The sequence below is a fragment of the Marinobacterium lutimaris genome, assembly GCF_900108065.1.
In the GTDB taxonomy this organism is placed as follows: domain Bacteria; phylum Pseudomonadota; class Gammaproteobacteria; order Pseudomonadales; family Balneatricaceae; genus Marinobacterium_D; species Marinobacterium_D lutimaris.
Map to the genome: position 1 here is coordinate 1101808 of NZ_FNVQ01000001.1, position 21205 is coordinate 1123012.

Sequence of the window (21205 nt, forward strand, 5' to 3'; positions counted from 1 at the left end):
ATGACTTTTTCCGTGGCCGGGTTTTGTCCCGATACAGGCATGCTGGGCTGTGCCATCACCTCCTCCAGCATCTGCGTCACCAGCCGCTGCGCTTTTGTCGGCAGTGGCACCGGTGTTGCGCTGACCCAGAACGTGACCAACCCCGATCTCGGCCCACTGGGTCTGAAGCTGCTGAGCGAAGGGCTCTCTCCCGAGCAGGTGCTTGAGGCACTAGGCGAGGCCGATAGCGATGTGCGCTGGCGTCAGTTGGGCGTCCTGAATAACAAGGGCGAAGGCGCCACCTTCAGCGGCGAGAAAGCGCTGGGCCTGCACGCAACGGCGGTAGGTCAGAACTGTATAGCCATGGGCAACCTGCTGCAGAACGAGCAGGTGCCAGCGGCCATGGTGAAAGCGTTTGAGAACAGCACTGGCCATCTGGCGGAACGCCTGCTGCGGGCGCTTGAGGCTGGCCTCGCCGCCGGTGGCGAAATGGGCCCCGTGCATTCGGCAGGCATTCTGATGTGCGCCGAACCCCAGTGGCCAGTAGTCGATCTGCGCGTCGACTGGCATATCGACCCCATCAACGAGCTGCGCATGGTCTGGCACAACTACCAGCCCCAGATGCAGGCCTATATCACTCGCGCCCAGGACCCTGATAACGCTGAAAGCTACGGCGTACCTGGTGACGAATAGTCCTGTTTGTGTCCGCCCCGACACGTCGGTTTAGCGAGCGCCGCACCCTGAGCTCAGCGGACAGGCGCCTGTAGGGCAGCAAAGGCAAGGATCATCCAATAACAACGAAGCACCCGGCCACTGAACTCGGTTTCAGCGGCCCCCGCGTACCCGAGGCGCACCCTGGCTGCCTCGGGACACGCGGTTTTAATCGCCCCCTGGTCATGCGAAACACCCAACAATCCTAAAAAAGAAATGCACTTCAGGAGTATGTAGTAAATGAAAAAAGTACTGTTTGGTCTGGTCAGCACTCTGGCAGTCACTCAGGTATACGCCGCGGAAACTTCTGGCACCATCAGTTTCACCAATGACTACCGCTTCAACGGTATCTCCCAGACGGCGGGTGATGCTGCGATCCAGGGAAGCCTGGATGTCGCGTTCGATAACGGTATCTACGCAGGCATCTGGGGCAGCAATGTGGATTTCGGGGACGACGCCAACCTGGAGATCGATTACTACGTCGGCTACGGCAACAGCATCACCGATGACCTGAGCTACGATGTGAACCTGGCCTGGTACACCTACCCGGGTTATGACGCTGCCGATGCCGATTATGGCCAGCTTAACTTCAGCCTTTACTACGGCAACGCTTACCTCACCTACGGCTACGCCGACGACTATTTCAACACCGGCGAATCCGGTCAGTACATCGCTATCGGCTACAGCCAGCCGCTGCCGATGGATCTCAGCCTGGACCTGCACGCAGGCCACAGCTTCGGTGATTACTGGGGCGAGGCCGATATCAACGACTACGAGGATTACTCCATCGGCTTGTCCGGCAGCTATGCCGGTGTCGATCTGTCGGTCGCTTACCTGTTTAACAGCATCGACAAGGCGGACGAATACAACAGCGGTCTGTTCCGTAACGATAACACCGTCGTGCTGACCGTTTCCCGCACCTTCTAATACCCCTTCCAGGGAGCCTGACTCGGGCTCCCTTTTTTCTTCGGGCTATCGGGTAGCAGCGCCGATCAGGAGGATTTCTTCTCTATATCGCCGCTGAGTAACTGGTCTGCATAGCTCTGCAGCATCTCTACAAACGCGTTACCCGCAGGGGTCAGACGCGACTGGGCAAGTCGGGCGATCCCCATCTGTAGCGGCATCAGCTCCTCTTCCAGTTCCAGCGACACAAATTCAGATCCATCCAAGGCCACGTTGCTGACCGCCGGAGTATTGAACAGCGAGTAGCCAAAGCCGTTGGCCACCATCCCCCTCACCATACCCAGTGAATGCGCCTTGTGCGCGCAGTGGGGTTTAAGGTTCTGACTCAGGAATAGCGAGCTGAAGTATTCGCGGCTCATGGGCCAGTCGAGCATCACCATGGGAAGGTCAGCCAATTCCTTGAGTGAGACCTTTTTCCGGTTTGCCAGCGGGTGGTCCTGGCTTACCACCGCATAGGGCGGCAGAGACAACAGCGGCAGAAACTCGACGGAGTCCGGTAACTCCATATCGTAGGTGATCGCCAGTTCATAATCGCTGTTAAGCAACCCCTGAATCAGATCGCGCTGGTGCATCTCGTCGCAATGAACATTTACCTCCGGGTAACGGGTAATAAACTGCTTGAGAATGCTCGGCATCATCAGTGCGGTAAAGGTCGGAAACCCCACCAGGTTCAGATTACCGGTGATGTCCTTACCAAGGCTGGTGGCGAACAGGGCCAGATCATCGGCCTGCTTGAGCAGGTTCTTGGACTTGCGATAAAACTGACGGCCCTGGGGCGTCAGCGTCAGACCCTGGGCATGGTGTCGGATAAACAGCTGCAGCCCGGTGACCATTTCCAGGTGGTGAATGGCCGACGAGATGGAGGGCTGAGAAACGTACATCTCCTCCGCGGCCTTGGTGACGCTGCTATGGTCACCGGCCAGTACAAAATATCTCAATTGCTTTAGCGTAAAGTTCATTGGGCTACCTTTAAGGGAGCTGCAGAAGTCTGGCCTTGCGCCGAGCAGTACCCTGTGAAATCTGATGTCTCTGGGTAGTGCTTTAAACAATAAAATCTATTCTATTTTATGTTAGCACCAGATTTTTTTATGCAGCATTTTTGCCATTCAGTCCCCGCGCGTATCAAAAGCAAAGAATGGTCTGAATCGATCGATTAAAAGGCGATAATCTTCTGGTTCATCAACATCAATGCGCTTTCAAAGCGTGGAAGGTGCGCCCTTGCAATGCACGCAACTCCCCAAAAAACAGCATAACCCTGGGCCAACTTTTTAACGGAAGTCGGCCAGCCGAAGCGCATGCCCATAAAAAAGCCCCGCTGGGATCAATGAGCAGGGCTTTTCGGGCGTTATTCGTGAGGTCTTAACGACAGGCAGGCAGTCCAATAATCAGGCGTGAACTTCCAGCTCGCAGGGTGCCTCGTTCTCTTCATAGGCCTCAGCCAGCTTCTCGCTGCGGGCCGCTTCCAGCTCCTCCTTGGTTGGGGGTGCAAGACGCTCAGCAAAGTCTTCGAGCTCATCCAGTCCATTAAACATCGTGGGGTTGCTCCTTCTCTTGGTTAAGCTCTATTGCAGTTTTATGCATATAAGTGAGCATACCAGCCCTGTCCGCCTTCGACTATGACCGTTCACGACGCTGCGCTTTGGCAGAACGCATCAGAGCCTATCCCGAAGAAAACAGCCTTAGAGAATATGACGCCGATCCCGGCTCACACCGACAAAAACTCGCCCTGTCTGCAGTGACTGAACGAGATGCTGGAACACAACGCCGGGATTTCCCTCGCCATCATCGATGAAATAGCTATGTCCCTTGGGCCGGTCATAACGGTTGTTGAAGTTGTCGCAGTCGATGGCGTACACGTTGGACTGGGTTTTATCCATATCCTCAGGGCCGGAGTGACCGAGCCGGCGCGAGGCGACCTTGTTCTTCAGGTTGGATACTTTGCTTGCCCGCAGTGCCAGATCGTCCGAGGCGTAATAGACCGATACATTACGCGATGACTGGCTGATGAGACGGCCTGAAAACTCCGGCTCCAGCGATTCATTAACGATATCCGCCGCCACCAGAAAGGTGTTTCTGAAGATCAACGGCACGCCATCCGCCAGGTCATATTTATCCCAGGCCGCCAGCGTCTGCCTCAGTACCCGGTTCCCCATGGAGTGCGCCAGCACATTAATCCGCTTGATACAGGGAAACTCTTCCGGCTCTTCATCGCGCCAGCGCATAAAGAACTGCAGCGCGCGGGCAAAGGAGAAGGCACTCATATCGGCGGATTTCTGGTCATCCCAGTAATCCTTCACGATGCCGGGGTCGTCATCGCAGGGCCATATCACCGGTATCACCTGCACCAGTTCGGGGTCGACCGCATCGAACTGCGCCTGCAGCGCCAGTGCGCGGGGGAAGATATCCGGCTCCGGTATATTGGAAAAACCATGGATAAAGAAGAGCAGCTGTTTGGATCGGCTCTGTTTCAGGCGACTTAACCAGAGCTTGGAACCCAGCTCGATATAGTCGTCCGGCCCCACTCTTTCGCAGCAGTAGATCGAGTTTGAAGGTGCGTTTTTCTTTAGGTCGAATGCAAACTTGCGGTTAACCCGTGTGCGGATCGAGCCCTTCGGCTCCCTGTTGGTAACAAAAAGCATGACTCCCTCCAGTCTTTTTATACTCTGATGCGCATGCTCCTCATGCTCAGGTCTGGTAAGGAGTGCCGCGCGTCCTTCAGCCAAAGGCTGTTCGAAGCATAGATCAGTTTTTAAAAGACCATGGGATCAATAAGACTTTTCGTGTGCTGCAAGGTCGAAACAAAACGGCCGGCGCTCTGAGGAGATCGCCGGCCGTTTTCGGTCAGACTTTATGCAGGTGTTTGATCAATGCTGCATAAACTGGAAGGAACCGGTCATCTTGTGGCCGTCTTCACCCATGGCGGTCCAATCCACCTTGTAGGTATCCGGCTTGAGCATCGGCATGGGTACGCTGAAGTTTTTCGCCGGCTCGGTCATCGGTGAGAAGCCGATGCTTACCGGCTTGTTGGATGAGTCGATCACACGAACGTTGACCAGGCGCACATCCATGCCGAAGGTCATCTCAACGTTCTTGACCGGCTCCATCATCATGGCGCCATCCATCGGATGGGATTCCATCATATCGGTATGGGCGATGGCTGGTGCAGACAGGGCAATAAGGCCGGCGGCGATGATCGATTTCAGAGTTTTCATGGTGTCTTTCCTCATTTCAGTTTTTCGGATTTTTAAATGCTTATCAGGCAACAGGGTTATTTCCCGGTGTCTGGGGTGGTTCGGCGTAAATTCCTTTAAGAGAGAGCTGTTTCAGGGAGTGCAGACGGCGCAGGTAGTACACCGCCGGCAGCACCAGCAGTGTCAGGATCACGGCGCTGACCATGCCACCGACCATGGGGGCGGCGATACGGCTCATCACCTCGGATCCGGTGCCTGTGCCGTAAAGGATCGGCAGCAGGCCGATAATGATCGACGCCGCGGTCATCATCACCGGACGCACGCGAAGACCCGCTCCGTGCAGCACGGCATGGCGCAGGGTTTCCTCGCGCGGCAGCACATGCTGGGCGGCGCAGCGCTCAAGCATTTCGCGCCAGGATTGGTTCAGGTACACCAGCATGATCACGCCTATCTCCACCGCCACACCGGCCAGGGCGATAAAGCCCACGCCCACCGCGATGGAGAAGTTGAAGTTCTCCCAGTACATCAGCCAGACGCTACCCACCATGGCCAGCGGGAGGGTGCCCATGATGATCGCCACCTCGGTGAAGTTGCGGAAGTTGATAAACAGCAGCACGACGATGATCGCCAGGGTCAGCGGAATCACGTAGGTGAGTTTTTCCTTCGCCCTTTGCATGTATTCGTACTGGCCGGACCAGGACACCGAATAACCGGCGGGAAGATCCAACTGCTCTTCCACCGTTGCGCGGGCCTGCTCCACGTAGGAACCCAGATCTACACCCTCGATATCGATAAAGGCCCAGCCGTTCAGCCGTGCGTTCTCGCTCTTGATCCCCGGCGGCCCCTCTTCGACGTAGATATCCGCCACATCACCCAGGGCGATACGCTGCCCCGCCGGGGTAACGATCGGCAGCAGTGCTAGCTGTTCCGGTGAGTCGCGGTAATCCTGCGGATAGCGCAGATTGATCGGGTAGCGTTCCAGCCCTTCAATGGTCTGGGCCACGTTCATTCCGCCGATGGCGCTGGCGACGATCTGCTGGATATCCGCGATATTCAGGCCATAACGCGCCGCATTCAGGCGATTGATATCCACCTTGATGTAACGCCCTCCGGCCACTCGCTCGGAGTACACCGATGCGGTGCCCGGCACATCCTTGAGAATGGTTTCGAGCTGCTGGCCGATCGCCTGGATCTGATTCAGATCGGGACCCGCGATCTTCACGCCTACCGGGGTTTTGATACCGGTGGCCAGCATGTCGATACGGGTCTTGATCGGCATCACCCAGGCGTTGGTCACGCCGGGATACTTCACCAGGGCATCCAACTCCTGACGCAAGCTGTCGGTGGTGACACCTTCGCGCCATTCGCCACGGGGTTTAAGCTGGATAAAGGTCTCGATCATGGTCATCGGTGCCGGGTCGGTGGCGGTTTCCGCGCGCCCTACCTTGCCGAATACCGTTTCCACCTCTGGGATAGTGCTGATCAGCTTGTCGGTCTGTTGCAGTACCTGGCGCGCCTGCCCCACGGAGATACCGGGATAGGTGGTCGGCATATACATCAGATCGCCCTCATCCAGTGAGGGGATGAACTCGCTGCCGATCTTGTCCAGCGGCCAGAAGCCCGCCGCCAACACCAGCACCGCGCCAACCAGAACGGTTTTCGGATACTGCAGCACCGCTTTCAGCGTCGGCATGTAGATGGCGGTCAGCAGTTTGTTGATCGGGTTTTTGTGTTCCGCCAGCACCTTGCCACGGATGAAGTAGCCCATCAGCACCGGCACCAGGGTAATCGCCAGCGCCGCCGCGGCCGCCATGGCGTAGGTCTTGGTGAACGCCAGCGGAGAGAACATCCGTCCCTCCTGGGATTCCAGCGTGAACACCGGCACAAAGCTGATGGTGATAATCAACAGGCTGAAGAACAGCGCCGGCCCCACTTCACAGGCGGACTCCGCCACCACCTTCCAGCGATTTTCCTTGGTCAGCGGTGTGCGTTCCATATGCTTGTGCATGTTCTCGATCATGACGATGGCGCCATCGATCATCGCGCCAATAGCGATGGCGATACCGCCCAGCGACATGATGTTGGCGTTGATCCCCTGCAGGTGCATGACGCCAAAGGCTGCGAGAATCCCCACCGGCAGACTGACGATCGCTACCAGCGAAGAGCGGATATGAAACAGGAACAGCACGCACACCAGGGCAACGACGATGAACTCCTCCAGCAGCTTGTGCCAGAGATTCTCCACCGCGCGGCCGATAAGGCCGGAACGATCATAGACGGTGACTACCTCAACCCCTTCCGGCAGGCCTGCTTTCAGCGTTTCCAGCTTGGCCTTCACGCCGTCGATGGTTTTCTGTGCGTTTTCACCGAAGCGCATCACCACAACGCCGCCAACCACTTCGCCCTCGCCATTAAGCTCGGCGACGCCACGGCGCATCTGCGGTCCTGTGCCGATCTCGGCCACATCCTTGAGTAGCAGCGGCGTGCCGTTTTGATTCACGCCCAGCGGGATATTTTCCAGGTCTTCCACGCCCTGGATATAGCCGGTAGCACGAACCATGTACTCCGCTTCAGCCATCTCGATAACCGAGGCGCCGACCTCCTGGTTACCGCGTCGAATGGCGTTCTGAACATTAGAGAGCGGCATACCCAACGCGCGCAGTTTTTCGGGATTAACGCGCACCTGGTACTGCTTCACCATACCGCCGATGGGCGCCACTTCAGACACACCGGGAACGGTCTGCAGTTCATATTTCAGGAACCAGTCCTGCAGTGAACGCAGCTCGCTAATGTCATGCTGGCCGGTTTTATCCTGCAGGGCGTAAAGGTATACCCAGCCAACGCCGGTAGCATCGGGGCCCAGCTGCGGACGGGCGTTCTCCGGCAACGAAGGCGCCACCTGGGAGAGGTATTCCAGCACCCGGCTGCGCGCCCAATAGATATCGGTATCCTCGTTGAAGATCACGTAAACGTAGGAATCACCGAAAAAGGAGTAGCCGCGCACCGTTTCCGCACCGGGCACCGACAGCATGGCCGTGGTCAGCGGATAGGTCACCTGATCCTCAACCACCTGGGGCGCCTGCCCCGCGTAGCTGGTTTTGATGATCACCTGCACATCGGACAGGTCCGGTATCGCATCCACGGGAGTGTTCTTCAGCGAGAACAAGCCCCAACCTATGATCACCAGTGTGGCCAACAACACAAAGAACCTGTTGCCGACAGACCAGCGAATTATCGATTCGATCATATCGCCTCCTTACTGCTGGCGGGCCGGGTTGGCGTTGTGATTGCTATGATCCATGGTTTGATCAGCGCCCTGGTCAGCCCCGGATTCCATCGCTGAATGATCCATAGAAGAGTGATCCATAGAAGAGTGATCCATACCGGACATATCATCCGAGCTGGAGCCACTCATCTCCCCGCCCTGCGCACCTGCCGCCGGTTCGGTGACATAAATATCGTTAACCTGGTAACCGCCCTCTTCGAGCTTGCGAATCTCGATCTGCGCCTTGTCGCCGGGGTTGAGCGAACTCAGGTCGACCCATTCGGATACGCTGAAGTCCATCTTCATCTCCGGCCAGTTCCACTCCGGGATCGCCGCGTGATCGACGTTGATCTTCAGATCGTCCGGCATCAGCTCGTTGATCTGGGCGTCTGCCCAGACACTGGTCGGCACTTCGGCGGGTTGCTGGGCTGTGTCGCTGGCATCCGGCTGATGCATCCGCTTGAAGTCGGAGGTTTTGCTCGATTCAGAGTCCAGCAGGAACTGCGCGGAGGTCACCACCTGCTCGCCAGCGCTGAGGCCATCGAGTATCTCGATACGCGAACCATCGCTGCGACCGGTATTCACCGCCACCGACTTGAAGCGCCCTTCTCCCAGGGCCAGCACAACTCGATTCTGCTGCCCGCTGCGGATCACCGCCTCACGCGGAACGCTGAGCACCGGTTCGCTGCTCTGGTTGAGGATCCTTACCTCCGCAAACATATTGGGTTTGAGTTCCCGGTCCGGATTGGCAAAGCGTAAACGCACTCTCAGGGTGCGGGTGTTCGGGTCCAGGGTCGGGTAGACATAATCCACCTCTCCGTCCCACTCCCGGCCCGGCAGGTAATCAAGCCGCATCACCACCGGCAGCCCCTCTTTGATAAGGCTCGACTGGCGCTCAAACACTTCGGCCTCAACCCAGACTTCATCCAGGGCACCCACCGACATCAGCGTCATGCCCGGCTTCACGTAGAAGCCTTCGCGCACGGCGAAGTCGTCGATAACGCCATCGGCGGGGGCGTAAAAGGTGACGGTCTGCAGCGTACGGCGATTACGTTTCAGTGTGGCGATCACGGAATCGGAAACGTTCAGTGAGCGCAGGCGCGCTTCGGCGGCGTTGGTCAAACGGGAATCGCCCCGGCCCAGTGCAAACAGCAGCTCCTCCTGGGCATTCACCAGCTCCGGTGAATAGAGGTCGTAAAGCGGCTCGCCTTTTTTAACCGGCTCTCCGGCCGCTTTGACGTAGAGCTTTTCGATCCAGCCCTCGACACGGGGGTGAATATGGACGATGCGATCTTCGCTGTACTGAATATATCCGACGGTGCGGACTTCAAAGTTGAGGCTCGATTCGGCGACTTCGCCGGTGCGAACACCCAGGTTGTTGACCACTTCCGGCGCGATACTGATGGTGCCGGCACCCTCGTCCGGGCCGCTGCTATGGTCCTCGGCATAGACCGGAATAAGGTCCATACCCATGGGGGATTTGCCGGGTTGGTCACGCCGGTAGTTCGGATCCATCGGTGCCACCCAGTAAAGCGGTTCCGGCTCGCCACTGGCGGACGCGCCCGTTTCACCACCGCCCGGTTGCATCAGATAAACAGCACCCGCACCCACCGCGATACCGGCCACCAGCAGCGCGAGCGACTTGATCGCGCCCTTGCCGTTATTTGCTCCATTACTCATTTATCGTCCCTCGCTGTCGACGCTGGTCAGCAGGTAGTTGATCTGCGCAAGCTGCTTCTGCTGCTGTGCTGAAAGCTCAATCAGAGCCAGGTGGTTATCCAGTTCGCTGATACGCGCGCGCACCACCTCGGCAAAGTCGCCATCATCAGAGGTGTAGGCATTCAGCGCCGCTTCGGCGGCCTCATGGCTCTGCGGTAACAGCTGCTGCTGATAAAGCGCGATGCGATCGCTGGCATTCATGTACGCCGCCTTGGCGTTTTCGTAGGCGGAGACCAATTGCCGCAGTTTCAGCAGGCGTTCGGTACGCACGGCTTCGACACGGGAGCTGGCCGCGTCCACCTCACTATCCTGTTTGCGGGTCGAAAACAGCGGCATCTCCACACTGACGCCAACGCTCATCAGATCGGCACGATCCGAGCCCATGGCATCGTCACCGCGATAGCCATAGCTGGCCGAGAGGCCCCACTGGGGTTTGTACTTCTGCTCTGCCAGATCCACGTCGGTGCGGGACAGTTCAATCTGGCGATCAAACAGCTGAATGGACGGGTGGCCGATAAAACGTCTTGCGCTGGTGACCTGCTCCAGAGCGGCGTCGCTGCTGGCGAGCTGGGGTGTGGCTGTCGGGAATTCGATGGCAGATGAGGCGGGAATCTCCGCATCGTCGGCCTCAAGATTGATCAGCCATTCGGAGAGTTTTGCGCTGGCCATATCGCGCTGCTGTTGCAGCCGTGAGAGTCGGTTATCGAGCTGGGTCAGTTCCAGTTGCGCCCGGATCAGATCCTGCTGACGGGTGCGTCCCAGAGCCGAGACGTAGCTGGACGTGGTGACATCGACGAGCTGCTCAAACAGCGCCCGGTTGTCATCGATCAGGTCGATGCTGCGCTGCGCCTGCCAGGCGTCCAGCCAAAGCTGGCTCACCTCCATACGCACCCGCGCCTTGCGCTCTTCACGCAGCAGCGGCTGCATATCGGCCTGCTGCTCAAACTTGCTGGAGTTCAGCTCAAGCGTATCGCCGCGGGGGATCATCTGGGAGACACCGAACACCAGTTGCGTCATCGGCTCCTGGTTAAAGTCCAGCGTATCGCTGGGCATATTGGCCAGCGCCAGGTTGAACTTCGGGTCCGGTAAGCGACCCGCAGCATCGCCCATGGAACGTTGCGATGACTCGTTAAACTGGCTGGTTTTGATCCAGGTATCCGACGCCAGTGCGCGGTTTACCGCATCTTCAAGGGTCAGTGGCGCCGCCTGTACGGCGGGTAGATAAGCCAGAGCACCGGTGCCGATCAGGCACAGCAAAGCTCCGGGAGATTTAAAGAGATACAAGATACTGTCCTCACGCCAGGGCGACCGGACATCGATAATGCGATGGCCGCCCTACGAAAATTCGTAAATCCAATTCAAAAAACGAAAAGGAGATCGGTGGGACTGCAGTTAGCTGCAGCCTGAGGATCAGGCGGTTTTCGGAGGTTGGCCCAGCGGAGGCAAAGGCAACAGAAGCGGACGCGGTGAGAGTCGCGGCCAGGACCGGTTAAGGTCCGGAGAGATTGAAGCGGGAAACACCTTGGCGATGGCGTGGGCGGCGCTGCAATGCTGCAGCTGGCAGTCATCCTGCCCGACACAGCTATTCCAGGCGTTCGAATCCTCGTCTGAACCGGAGCTCATCGAGGTACAGCCGTTTGTATGATCGCTATTGGCACCGGCCACTAGGTGCGCGCTGCCGGTAAGGGATTGATCAGTTGAAGCTTGTTCGGCTGAAAAGTGACCGGTTGAAACTTGTCCCGCTGAAAGGTGCTTTATCATCTCATGGGCTGAACCCGCGTGAGACATGCTGGCGGATGACATATTCCCAGCGGACATGCCCTTCGACGACATCAGCCCCATATGTGCGCTAGCGCCGGCAACAGTGAACATCTGGGTTATCAAAGTGATAACCAGAAGCCAGACTGATTTGGAAAAGCGCTTTGGGTGGTTCATGGACTGTAAACAGGTCGCTCGCTCGAAGAGAGGACTAAATCTAATACGATTTTACGCTTTTGACCAGTAGGCCTTTGTTCTTCCATGGAAAAAGCCCCGTGCTGGTCCGCGCGTAAACCTGTTCCGCCTACCGGCCAGAGCGTAAGCAGTGAACCTAACTTTGAGCCGCTTCCAGCTCCTGTACGCGGATACGGCAGTGTTTCATGGCGTTTACTATATGCTTCTGCACCATGCTGGTGGAGATCTGCATCCGCTCAGCGATCTGGGCGTGTGACAGTTTCTCCAGTTTTCGCAGCAGAAAAGCCTCGCGGCAGTTATCCGAGAGTTCATTCAGCGCTCGCTGCATCAACTGGGTTTTCTGCTCCTGGTAGAGCTGCGATACAGGATGTTCAGGCTCGTTAAGTGAACTTCTATCGACAGTGTCCACGATCTCCAGTGGCTCCAGCGGTAAGCGTTTCTCGCGTCGATACAGATCGATCGATAGATTGATGGCGGTGCGATAGAGAAAGGCGCGGGGATTATCCAACACCGCCAGGTTACCGCTTTCCAGTACACGCACGTAGGCATCGTGCGCCACATCCGCCGCCCGCTGCCGATCGCACAGCCGCGAGGTCAGGTATCCAACCAGTTCGTTATAATAGTGTTCCATCGTCCGCTGATACTCCGAACCCAAAACTCAAGGCCGAACTTCCGCTGTGCCGCATCCGTCGATCAGTCAGCACGAAAGGCTGTTACTGAGCGGGCACACTTTGTTCTAAATCTAACTTATAATAATTCGCATCTTTGTTAAAGATGCTCGCAGGATACTGGGTATACTCCATGGTTGAGCAGCTGACCAGGAGTTGAAATCCCAATAACGGGATGACAATCTTCGCAGCTACCCTTTCTTGAGATACGCAGATAAGACAGTTATCGATGAGTCATTCAGACACCAACACGCTCGATACAGAAGCCCGGGAACGGCTGGCTGAACAGGCCGCGTATTGGTGTATGCGTGTTGATGACGGCGACCTTACCGCCGACGAGCAGACAAGCTTTCAGCGCTGGATCAACAGCTCACCAGAGCATAAAGCCGAGTACGAAGCGATGCTTGAGATCTCGGCGCTGGGAGACCAACTGCCTCCGGACTTTGCTCCGTCAGCGGCTTCGTCAGCCGATCTTTCAAGAGTCAGCCCTCTTCCCAGAGCGCTCAAGCGCAACAAACCTTTTCGCTTTGCCCAGGCAGCGGTGGCGGCAGGCTTTATTGTACTGGCGGGTGGAATCTTTGGTTGGAATCAGGGCTACGTGCCCAACGCCTACACTCGCTATAGCACCGATAACGAGCTCCGGGTCGCTGATCTGCCTGATGGTTCCCAGGTCGAGATCAACCGCAACTCGGTAATCTCATTCGCCAATTTTCGTGATCGGCGCTCCGTAACACTGAGCCGCGGTGAAGCGTTTTTTACCGTTGAGCATGACGCCGAGCACCCGTTTATCGTCCACGCCGGTGACCGGGATATGATCGTCACCGGCACCCGGTTCAATGTCTGGAGCTATAATGGCGAGGTGCGCGTTACCCTGCAGGAAGGCGCAGTCAGGGTGCAGCCGCAAACCAACCCTGAATCAGGCAGCGTTAACCTTGAGCCGGGTATGCAACTGGTCTATACGGACGACAATCTGCGCTCCCGTGTCAGCCCTGTGGATGTGGAGGAAGCCCTCTCCTGGGTCGATGGCAAATTGGTGCTGGACGACCTCTCTCTGCGCGAAGCCCTGCCACTGATCAACCGCTACCTGGAGGAGCCGGTCGTCCTCGCGAGCCCGGAAGTGGCCGAGTTGCGTGTCGGCGGCATCTATAACACCGCCAATATTGAGCAGCTCGTCCGCACACTGCCACGGATATTGCCGGTGCGTATCAGCCAGCGCGGCAACGATCAGCTGGTTATCAGCCTGCGCTAAAAATATTTTTCACAATTCGATTCCCGAATTTCAGCTCGCCATCGTCTTACTGGTAACGATAACCATTTCCAGTTAACGATTGCATCCGGGAATCCCTATGCCAACGCAGCCAGCACTTAACCGCCTCACCCAGGCCATTCTTAAAACCCGTGCCTTCCACCTGACCCGCTACTCCGCCAGCGCCGCACTCCTCGCCGCGCTTAGCGCTCCCGTCGCCATGCAGGTGCAGGCTGCCGAGGCCAGGTTCAATATCCCAGCGCAGAACCTCAGTCAGGCGCTGAACACCTTTGCGCGGCAATCCGGCTACCAGGTGCTATACAGCCCTAACGATCTCGCCGGTCTTACCAGCTCTGCGGTTGAAGGACGGATGGAAGTGAACTCCGCCCTCTCTCGCTTACTGCAGGGAACATCGCTGAACTACAGCATCGAGGGTTCAAGTATCACGGTGTCGTCCGGTAACGGCGACAGCGCATCCCTGTCGACTATCAAGGTTGAGGGCGACTCTGATTTTGCTCGCGGCGTTACCGAGAACACCGGTTCCTACACCACTGGCGCCACATCAACAGCGACCAAAATGAACCTGTCTATTCGGGAGACGCCGCAGTCGGTCAGTGTGATTACCCAGCAGAAAATCGAGGACCAGAATTACCAGACAGTGGATGAAGCGCTCCAGGACACCACAGGTATCAACGTATCGCGGGTTGGAGCAACGCGCTGGGAGTATATTTCCCGCGGCGCGACCATCGACAATATTCAATACGACGGGGTCTCGAGCCACGTACATTACTATGCCCGTGACATCATCGGCGATGATGTGATGGCGATGTATGACCGGGTAGAGGTGGTCCGTGGTGCGACCGGCCTTACCCAGGGCGCTGGTGATCCTTCTGCCTCTATAAACCTGGTACGAAAAAGACCCACTGCTGAAAACCAAACCTCGGTCAGTGGCAGCGCTTCCGTTTTCGGTAATGGACGCCTGACCTTTGATACCTCCGGTGCGTTAAATGAAAGTGAAACCCTGCGTGGGCGCTTTGTCTCTTCAGTGCAGGGCGGCGATGACTTTGAAGAGGATAGCGAGCGTGAAAACTATCTTTATTATGCGGTACTGGATGCAGATCTGACCGAGAGCACACTGCTCAGCCTGGGCCTCAGTCATCAGAAAACCCACCATGACGGTTACTCCTGGGGTGGCTTTCCCACCAAAACCGACGGTTCTTTCTATGATTTACGCCCCGAAGATAACCTGGCGGCAGACTGGGAGTATCTCGACAGGGAAGAGAATGCGGCCTACCTCGATCTGGAGCAGGCACTGGCCAACGAGTGGAAATTAAAGGTTTCAGGGCGATACTCCAAGGCGCAATCGGAAATGCTGGCTTCTTACACCTGGCGCTACAGTGGCGATCTGGTGAAGGATGTACGTGCCTACGACTACGATCATAAGGCGCGCTCTCTCGATATTCATGCCAACGGTCCATTCGATCTGTTTGGCCGTGAACACAAACTGGTCATCGGCGCCAACTACGACCAGGAGATACTCTCCTATCTCGGTGGCTCCGGCACACGCCTTCCGATTGATCCGGAAAACTGGGACCCATCTTCAACGGAACGCCAGCATATCGACGTTGGCTCCATACTCGCCACCTACGACCAGAAACAGTACGGTCTTTACAGCGCACTGCAACTCAACCCGATGGACGATCTCAATCTGGTACTGGGTACCCGGGTGAGTTGGTTTGATTATGGATCGGAAACCACATTCGCCAGCTGGAGCGACTATCAGGAGGACGGCTATGTCTTGCCTTACTACGGCCTCACTTACGACCTCAGCGATACGCTGACCGCCTACACCAGCTATACCGAGATATTCCAGCCTCAGCAGAACTACGATATCAGCGGTTCACTGCTGCCCCCCGAAGAGGGCAACAACAAAGAAATTGGCCTGAAGTTTGAGTCTCTGGATGGCCGGTTTAATGGCTCCATTGCGCTGTTTGAAACCAATCGCGACAACCTCGCCACCCGTCTGGATAACGTCAACTACTGTAACCCGGCGTTCTCAAGCTGTTACGAGGCCGCAGAGCGTGTTCGCACCCGCGGATTTGAAATAGATGCTTCCGGCGAGATCACCGACCGCTGGAATCTATCGGCCGGCTATACCTACTCAGAATCGGAATATGTCGAGGGAGCTAACAAAGGTGAAACCTATTATTCCTACAATACGCCACGCCACTCTTTCAAACTCTCATCGGTTTACCAACTGGGTGGAGATCTGAATCGCTTCAGTATTGGCGGCAGCATGCGTGCGCAAAGCAAAATCTACAAAACCGGTACCGGCTATCGCATAGAGCAGCCGTCCTACGCGGTCTTCGATGCGATGACAAAGTATCAGATGAATCCGCAAACCCGCTTGCAACTGAACATCAACAATATCTTCGATAAAGAGTATTACTCGTCATTAGGCGGCTCGGGTACGAACTATGGGCCGTTCATGGGTGAGCCTCGCAACATCACACTATCCTTCAAACACGATTTTTGAGGCGCTTCACTCTCGGCCCAACGAGTATCGGCAAGTTACGCCGATACTCGTCTCTTCAAATTTGTTGTCCTGAAATATTACTGCTTAGATTTGAGTTACAAATATTCAGCGTCCACCGACCTGGCTTAAGTCTTCGAACCAAGCCAGGTGCCTCGCCTTTTCCTCAGACCGAATACTTATCAGTCAGTGGCCGTTATCGACCTGTCCTAGTACTTAAGACCCAGCCTTCTACGACCCGGGAACAGGAGGCTTTGGAATTAGGTGTTTTTCCCCCGCATCCCGAGCTCAGGTCCCGGGAAAACAGGGGCGACCTCCCTCGGCGTTCACCCGCGCGATAGCAAGAATGTATGGGACTTGTTGATCCCTACAGGAGCAGTTCACCGCTGCCCCCTACCCAACCAGAAAAGGCTATCGTAATGAGAACAAAAACAGCGAACCTGACACTGAAGCCTCTCACCGCCATGATGCGCGCCGCCGCACTCGGCGCAGCTCTGGGCCTGACCGCCCTGCCCGCCAGCGCCTCCACCCCGGTCACCTGGGATGATATTCAGCAGGATCAGGCCACGACCGACGATGTGTTGGGCTACGGTATAGGCCCCAAGGCACAGCGCTACAGCCCGATGGATGCGATCAATACCGATAACGTCAAACGCCTGGTGCCGGCGTGGACCTACTCCTTCGGCGATGAGAAGCAGCGTGGTCAGGAATCCCAGGCCCTGGTGCATGATGGCGTTATCTATGTGACCGGTTCTTACTCCCGTATCTTTGCCATCGATGCCAAAACCGGTAAGCAGATCTGGTCTTACACCGCACGTCTGCCAGACGGAATCCGCCCCTGCTGCGATGTTGTGAACCGTGGCGCCGCTATTTACGGCGATAAGGTGTTCTTCGGTACGCTGGACGCGAAGGTGGTCGCTCTGAACAAGGACACTGGCAAGGTGGTCTGGCGCGAAACCTTCGGCGATTACGAAGAGGGCTACACCATGACCGGTGCGCCCACCATCGTGAAGGATCAATCCACCGGGCGGGTGATGCTGATCCATGGCAGCTCCGGCGATGAATTCGGTGTGGTCGGCAAGCTGTTCGCCCGTGATCCGGATACCGGGGAAGAGATCTGGATGCGCCCATTTGTGGAGGGCCATATGGGCCGTCTGAACGGAGAAGAGAGCACCCCGACCGGCGATCCCGCCGCGCCGAGCTGGCCGGATGATCCCGCCCGCGAAACCGGCAAGGTGGAAGCCTGGAGTCACGGCGGCGGCGCGCCCTGGCAGAGTGCCAGCTACGATGCAGAAACCAACACCATTATCGTTGGCGCGGGTAACCCGGCCCCCTGGAACACCTGGGAACGCACCGCCGAAGGCGATGATCCGCGCAACTGGGATAACCTCTACACCTCCGGTCAGGTCGCGGTGGACCCCAGCACCGGCGAGGTAAAATGGTTCTACCAGCACACCCCGAACGACGCCTGGGACTTCTCCGGCAACAACGAGCTGGTGCTGTTCGAATACGATGAGGATGGCGAAACGGTCAAAGCCACCGCCCACGCTGACCGTAACGGCTTTTTCTATGTCGTTAACCGCGAAAACGGCGATTTTATCCGCGCCTTCCCGTTCGTCGATAACATCACCTGGGCCAGCCATATCGATCCGGATAGCGGCCGTCCGGTAGAAAATGAGAACCAGCGCCCGCCCAAGCCGGCTCCCGGTGAAGAGCGCGGCGAAAGCATCGAAGTATCCCCGCCCTTCCTCGGCGGCAAGAACTGGAACCCCATGGCGTATAGCCAGGATACGGGCCTGTTCTACGTACCGGGCAACCACTGGAAGGAGGAGTACTGGACCGAGAACGTCTCCTACAGCAAGGGCAACGCCTATCTCGGCCAGGGCTTCCGTATCCGCCGGATGTACGACGACCACGTGGGTATACTGCGCGCCATGGACCCGCTGACCGGTGACGTGGCCTGGGAACATAAAGAACCGCTGCCGCTCTGGGCCGGTGTACTCGCCACCAAGGGCGGGCTGGTATTTACCGGTACCGGTGATGGTTACCTGAAAGCCTTTGATGCCGAATCGGGTGAAGAGGTTTGGAGCTTCCAGACCGGGTCTGGGATTATCTCATCCCCGATCACCTGGGAGATGGATGGCGAGCAATACATCGGCATCGCCTCCGGCTACGGCGGTGCGGTACCGCTTTGGGGTGGTGACATGGCGGTGCTGACCAAGCCGGTACCCCAGGGCGGCTCCTTCTGGGCCTTCAAACTGGCGGATTTCGACTAACCGCCCGAGCACCGTTTAACGCACTGAAAGGGAGGCCGATCGCCTCCCCTTTCGTCCCCGCCTTTCCCATTGAATCAATACGAGGAGCTCGTCATGAAACGACTTGCTGCTGTGACTCTATCTATCGGTCTGACCCTACCCGCCCTGGCGTTCAGTTCATCAATCCAGGCCTGTGAGCCCGCCCCTCAAGCAGACTGCCGTGGCGCTGATCTGCACAACCGGGACCTTAGAGGCATGGATCTACGTGGTATCAAGCTCAGCGGCGCCAATCTTCAAAATGCCAACCTTACCCATGCCAACCTTAATGATGCAGACCTGAGCGGTGCCGATCTGAGTGGCGCCACTTTGGTCCGCGCAAGCCTTGAAAGCGCGAGCCTCAGAGGCGCCACAGCGGACGGAGCCAACCTCACCGCCATCAGCGGTTGGGCGATGTTTGCCCAGGGCGGCTCCTTTAGGAACGCGCGCTTGGATGGTGCGGACCTGGAGTTCAGCCGTTTCTCCGGCGCTAACCTCATGGGCGCCAGCCTTTACGCGGCCAACCTGGAAATGACCTGGTTACCCAAGGCGCGCCTCGACGGTTCCGACCTGCGTGAGGCCAATCTGCAGGAAGCGAAGCTCTACAACGCCTCGCTCATGGATGCTGATATGCGCGGTGCCTGGATCCGCTTTGGGATCTTTCAGAACACGGTGATGAATGGCTGCAAGGGGTGCCCGTTCGACTGGTAAAGGATGACGGGCAAACCCTATTAAGGGTAAAGAAAGGCGTTTAGATCGGGGCGCGAGGAACCAGCCCCGATTGAAACGCGAGATGGACAAGTTCGGCCGTGGATTTGATACCCAGCTTCTGCTTCAGCAGCGCCGTGTGGTTAGCCACGGTTTTCGCGCTGATATTCAGCTGAGCGGCGATCTCCCGGCTGTTAAGGCCCCGTGCCATCATGGTGAATACCTCTAGCTCGCGCTGGGTCATGCCTCGCAGGCGGCGATCTCCGCCCTCCTGACCGAACGCGATGCGCGTTGCTAACTCATGCTCCACATAGGGTTTGCCTTTCAGGGTCGCTCTGACTGCATCGATCAATACCTGAGGCGCGCTGCTTTTGGTGATATAACCGGTCACACCGATCTGCAGCACCTGATTCACCATGGCGGTGTCATCGTACATGGAGAATGCCAGTATCCTTGCCGAAGGCTGTCGCTCCAGGATCAGCCGCGCCACCTCTAATCCGCTGATATCGGGAAGATGGATATCAAGAATGGTGAGATCCGGCTCCTCCTGTTGCCAGTGTCGAAACGCCTCGCGACCCGACTCGGCCTGAATCATGTCGACGCCGGGCAGAACAGCCTCCAGCAGCGCTACATACCCGTGCCTCACTACGGCGTGATCATCACAGATGAGGATTTTCATGCGCTTAAGTTCTCCTGTCGTTGACTCTGAAGCTGGCTCTGAACCTGGCCATCGCAAGGTAGATCGATCACCAGACTCAACCCTTTATCCAGGGTCGACTCCAGGCTGACCGCTCCTCCGAGCGCACGCGCCCGTTGATGAATAGACCTCAGGCCGATGCCAAACCGGGTCCCTGGCGCCAGCCCGGAGCCATTATCGACAACCGCCAAACTTAGCCGTTTGCGCGATGCGTTCAGACTGACAGTGACTCTGTTGGCGCCGGAATGACGTGCGCAGTTGGTCAGCGCCTCTTGGGTCATCCGATAAATATGCGTTGCAGAATCGATACTTAGCGTAGGAAGTTCATCATCAACACTAAGCACGCAGAGGATTGAGGTGTTCTCCTGCCAGCGTTGTACCAGTGACTTGAGAGCGTCACTCAAGCCCAATTCGGTCAGCACCACCGGATGCAGGGAGTTGATCAGTTGTCTAAAGCCTGCGTGTATTTCACTGCAGTCCCGCTGAATTCGGCGCGCCGCTTCAAGCGTCTTCTGAGGGTCTGCGCAACAGACCTCGATAAGCGCGGCGGTGGCCTGAACGCCGGTGATGTACTGGCCAAGATTATCGTGCAGCTCACGGGCGAGTTCGGCACGCTCCTCCTCCTGCAACTGCATCAGCGCATCGGTCAAACGCTGATTATCTGCCTGTTCTGCTTCCAGCTCACTCCCGATCCGTTCAAAGTGATCAGCCAAACGTTTTACCTCCGGCTCATCATACTGAGCCAGCTTAAGGCCGATACCCTGCTTTGTTCCCCTCTCCACTGATCGGACCAGACTGCGCAGCTGTGACTGGGCTCGTTTAAGCGCAAGCATCAGGACCAGAAGCGTCACTGCACAGGCAATAGAGAAAAGAGCGACCAGTTGAACGATAGAATCCCAGACCTCGGCGATCTCATCGCGGCTGTTAGGCAGCAGACGCACCTCGCTACCATCGGCGGTACGCACGCGACGCTCCGGCAAAGGCTCGGCATGGAATCCGATCAGATCGATAAACCAGGCGGGCGTATCCGCTTGTGTGCTGCCAACCGGTGGCCGGCCGCCCTGTGGCAGGATATCTACGTGCCGAGGCGCCAGCCCACTCAAGTCAGCGATGCGCTTTTGAGTCAGTGGCAGTCCATCCAGCATCAATGCGGTTTGCGATAGCGCGGACTCCACCTCTCTGACCACATCGGTGCGGGCCTGATAAGAGATGGTGACGACAGAGAGCAGCGTCACGGCCAGATAGACCGCGACGACAATCAGAACCAGACGGAAACGCATG

At 57.2% G+C, this 21205-nt stretch carries 17 protein-coding genes; 6 read left to right on the forward strand and 11 right to left on the reverse strand.

Annotation, left to right across the window (positions count from 1 at the left end; all coding sequences use genetic code 11):
• Positions 1 to 672: a DUF1028 domain-containing protein gene (locus C4S72_RS04900; RefSeq protein ID WP_104001919.1), complete on the forward strand. Its 672-nt coding sequence runs from the start codon at positions 1 to 3 to the stop codon at positions 670 to 672.
• Between the two features lie 258 nt (positions 673 to 930).
• On the forward strand, positions 931 to 1617 hold the full coding sequence (locus tag C4S72_RS04905) for a TorF family putative porin (protein ID WP_104001920.1): 687 nt from the start codon (positions 931 to 933) through the stop codon (positions 1615 to 1617).
• Positions 1618 to 1682: 65 nt separating this feature from the next.
• Here the strand turns inward: C4S72_RS04905 and C4S72_RS04910 are convergent, their stop codons facing one another.
• From C4S72_RS04910 to C4S72_RS04945, 9 genes are all read right to left on the reverse strand, one after another.
• Positions 1683 to 2612: a LysR family transcriptional regulator gene (locus tag C4S72_RS04910; protein WP_104001921.1), complete on the reverse strand. Its 930-nt coding sequence runs from the start codon at positions 2610 to 2612 to the stop codon at positions 1683 to 1685.
• A gap of 426 nt (positions 2613 to 3038) precedes the next feature.
• Complete coding sequence (locus C4S72_RS25730; protein WP_160115444.1) at positions 3039 to 3185, reverse strand: hypothetical protein; 147 nt, start codon at positions 3183 to 3185, stop codon at positions 3039 to 3041.
• Positions 3186 to 3332: 147 nt separating this feature from the next.
• Positions 3333 to 4292, reverse strand: coding sequence for an alpha/beta hydrolase (locus C4S72_RS04915; RefSeq protein ID WP_104001922.1), 960 nt, complete (start codon positions 4290 to 4292; stop codon positions 3333 to 3335).
• 225 nt (positions 4293 to 4517) lie between these two features.
• Positions 4518 to 4865 carry a copper resistance CopC family protein gene (locus C4S72_RS04920; RefSeq protein WP_104001923.1) on the reverse strand — a complete coding sequence of 116 codons (348 nt, stop codon included), beginning with the start codon at positions 4863 to 4865 and terminating at the stop codon, positions 4518 to 4520.
• 43 nt (positions 4866 to 4908) lie between these two features.
• Positions 4909 to 8091 (reverse strand): efflux RND transporter permease subunit, encoded by a 3183-nt coding sequence (locus C4S72_RS04925; RefSeq protein ID WP_104001924.1) that lies wholly within the window; start codon positions 8089 to 8091, stop codon positions 4909 to 4911.
• A 9-nt stretch (positions 8092 to 8100) separates the two neighbouring features.
• A complete protein-coding gene (locus tag C4S72_RS04930) occupies positions 8101 to 9789 on the reverse strand; it encodes an efflux RND transporter periplasmic adaptor subunit (RefSeq protein WP_200826671.1) in 1689 nt (562 codons plus the stop codon).
• The gene (locus C4S72_RS04935) at positions 9790 to 11112 is read right to left on the reverse strand and encodes a TolC family protein (protein ID WP_104001925.1); all 1323 of its coding nucleotides are present in this window, start codon (positions 11110 to 11112) and stop codon (positions 9790 to 9792) included.
• Positions 11113 to 11238: 126 nt separating this feature from the next.
• Positions 11239 to 11451, reverse strand: a complete 213-nt coding sequence (locus tag C4S72_RS25600) for a hypothetical protein (protein ID WP_146071861.1) — start codon at positions 11449 to 11451, stop codon at positions 11239 to 11241.
• A gap of 466 nt (positions 11452 to 11917) precedes the next feature.
• A complete protein-coding gene (locus C4S72_RS04945; protein WP_104001927.1) occupies positions 11918 to 12412 on the reverse strand; it encodes a sigma-70 family RNA polymerase sigma factor in 495 nt (164 codons plus the stop codon).
• 266 nt (positions 12413 to 12678) lie between these two features.
• Between C4S72_RS04945 and C4S72_RS04950 the strand changes: the two genes are divergently transcribed.
• The 4 genes from C4S72_RS04950 to C4S72_RS04965 all read left to right on the forward strand — a co-directional run bounded on the left by C4S72_RS04950 (position 12679) and on the right by C4S72_RS04965 (position 19230).
• Complete coding sequence (locus tag C4S72_RS04950) at positions 12679 to 13698, forward strand: FecR family protein (protein WP_104001928.1); 1020 nt, start codon at positions 12679 to 12681, stop codon at positions 13696 to 13698.
• Between the two features lie 97 nt (positions 13699 to 13795).
• The gene (locus C4S72_RS04955) at positions 13796 to 16231 is read left to right on the forward strand and encodes a TonB-dependent siderophore receptor (RefSeq protein WP_104001929.1); all 2436 of its coding nucleotides are present in this window, start codon (positions 13796 to 13798) and stop codon (positions 16229 to 16231) included.
• 416 nt (positions 16232 to 16647) lie between these two features.
• On the forward strand, positions 16648 to 18504 hold the full coding sequence (locus tag C4S72_RS04960) for a methanol/ethanol family PQQ-dependent dehydrogenase (protein ID WP_104001930.1): 1857 nt from the start codon (positions 16648 to 16650) through the stop codon (positions 18502 to 18504).
• Between the two features lie 93 nt (positions 18505 to 18597).
• Complete coding sequence (locus C4S72_RS04965) at positions 18598 to 19230, forward strand: pentapeptide repeat-containing protein (protein WP_104001931.1); 633 nt, start codon at positions 18598 to 18600, stop codon at positions 19228 to 19230.
• 40 nt (positions 19231 to 19270) lie between these two features.
• On the opposite strand, the gene C4S72_RS04970 is transcribed toward C4S72_RS04965, so the two are convergent.
• Together C4S72_RS04970 and C4S72_RS04975 are read right to left on the reverse strand one after the other, a co-directional pair.
• Positions 19271 to 19906 (reverse strand): response regulator, encoded by a 636-nt coding sequence (locus C4S72_RS04970; protein ID WP_104001932.1) that lies wholly within the window; start codon positions 19904 to 19906, stop codon positions 19271 to 19273.
• Positions 19903 to 21204, reverse strand: a complete 1302-nt coding sequence (locus tag C4S72_RS04975) for a sensor histidine kinase (protein WP_104001933.1) — start codon at positions 21202 to 21204, stop codon at positions 19903 to 19905. Before C4S72_RS04975 ends, C4S72_RS04970 begins: the two co-directional genes overlap by 4 nt.
• Between the last annotated feature and the right edge of the window lies 1 nt (position 21205).

Excerpts from the sequence above, each read along its gene's own strand:
- C4S72_RS04900 (WP_104001919.1), top strand. The coding sequence starts at position 1 with ATGACTTTTTCCGTGGCCGGGTTTTGTCCCGATACAGGCATGCTGGGC.
- C4S72_RS04905 (WP_104001920.1), top strand. The coding sequence starts at position 931 with ATGAAAAAAGTACTGTTTGGTCTGGTCAGCACTCTGGCAGTCACTCAG.
- C4S72_RS04910 (WP_104001921.1), bottom strand. The coding sequence starts at position 2,612 with ATGAACTTTACGCTAAAGCAATTGAGATATTTTGTACTGGCCGGTGAC.
- C4S72_RS25730 (WP_160115444.1), bottom strand. The coding sequence starts at position 3,185 with ATGTTTAATGGACTGGATGAGCTCGAAGACTTTGCTGAGCGTCTTGCA.
- C4S72_RS04915 (WP_104001922.1), bottom strand. The coding sequence starts at position 4,292 with ATGCTTTTTGTTACCAACAGGGAGCCGAAGGGCTCGATCCGCACACGG.
- C4S72_RS04920 (WP_104001923.1), bottom strand. The coding sequence starts at position 4,865 with ATGAAAACTCTGAAATCGATCATCGCCGCCGGCCTTATTGCCCTGTCT.
- C4S72_RS04925 (WP_104001924.1), bottom strand. The coding sequence starts at position 8,091 with ATGATCGAATCGATAATTCGCTGGTCTGTCGGCAACAGGTTCTTTGTG.
- C4S72_RS04930 (WP_200826671.1), bottom strand. The coding sequence starts at position 9,789 with ATGAGTAATGGAGCAAATAACGGCAAGGGCGCGATCAAGTCGCTCGCG.
- C4S72_RS25600 (WP_146071861.1), bottom strand. The coding sequence starts at position 11,451 with ATGAGCTCCGGTTCAGACGAGGATTCGAACGCCTGGAATAGCTGTGTC.
- C4S72_RS04945 (WP_104001927.1), bottom strand. The coding sequence starts at position 12,412 with ATGGAACACTATTATAACGAACTGGTTGGATACCTGACCTCGCGGCTG.
- C4S72_RS04950 (WP_104001928.1), top strand. The coding sequence starts at position 12,679 with ATGAGTCATTCAGACACCAACACGCTCGATACAGAAGCCCGGGAACGG.
- C4S72_RS04955 (WP_104001929.1), top strand. The coding sequence starts at position 13,796 with ATGCCAACGCAGCCAGCACTTAACCGCCTCACCCAGGCCATTCTTAAA.
- C4S72_RS04960 (WP_104001930.1), top strand. The coding sequence starts at position 16,648 with ATGAGAACAAAAACAGCGAACCTGACACTGAAGCCTCTCACCGCCATG.
- C4S72_RS04965 (WP_104001931.1), top strand. The coding sequence starts at position 18,598 with ATGAAACGACTTGCTGCTGTGACTCTATCTATCGGTCTGACCCTACCC.
- C4S72_RS04970 (WP_104001932.1), bottom strand. The coding sequence starts at position 19,906 with ATGAAAATCCTCATCTGTGATGATCACGCCGTAGTGAGGCACGGGTAT.
- C4S72_RS04975 (WP_104001933.1), bottom strand. The coding sequence starts at position 21,204 with ATGCGTTTCCGTCTGGTTCTGATTGTCGTCGCGGTCTATCTGGCCGTG.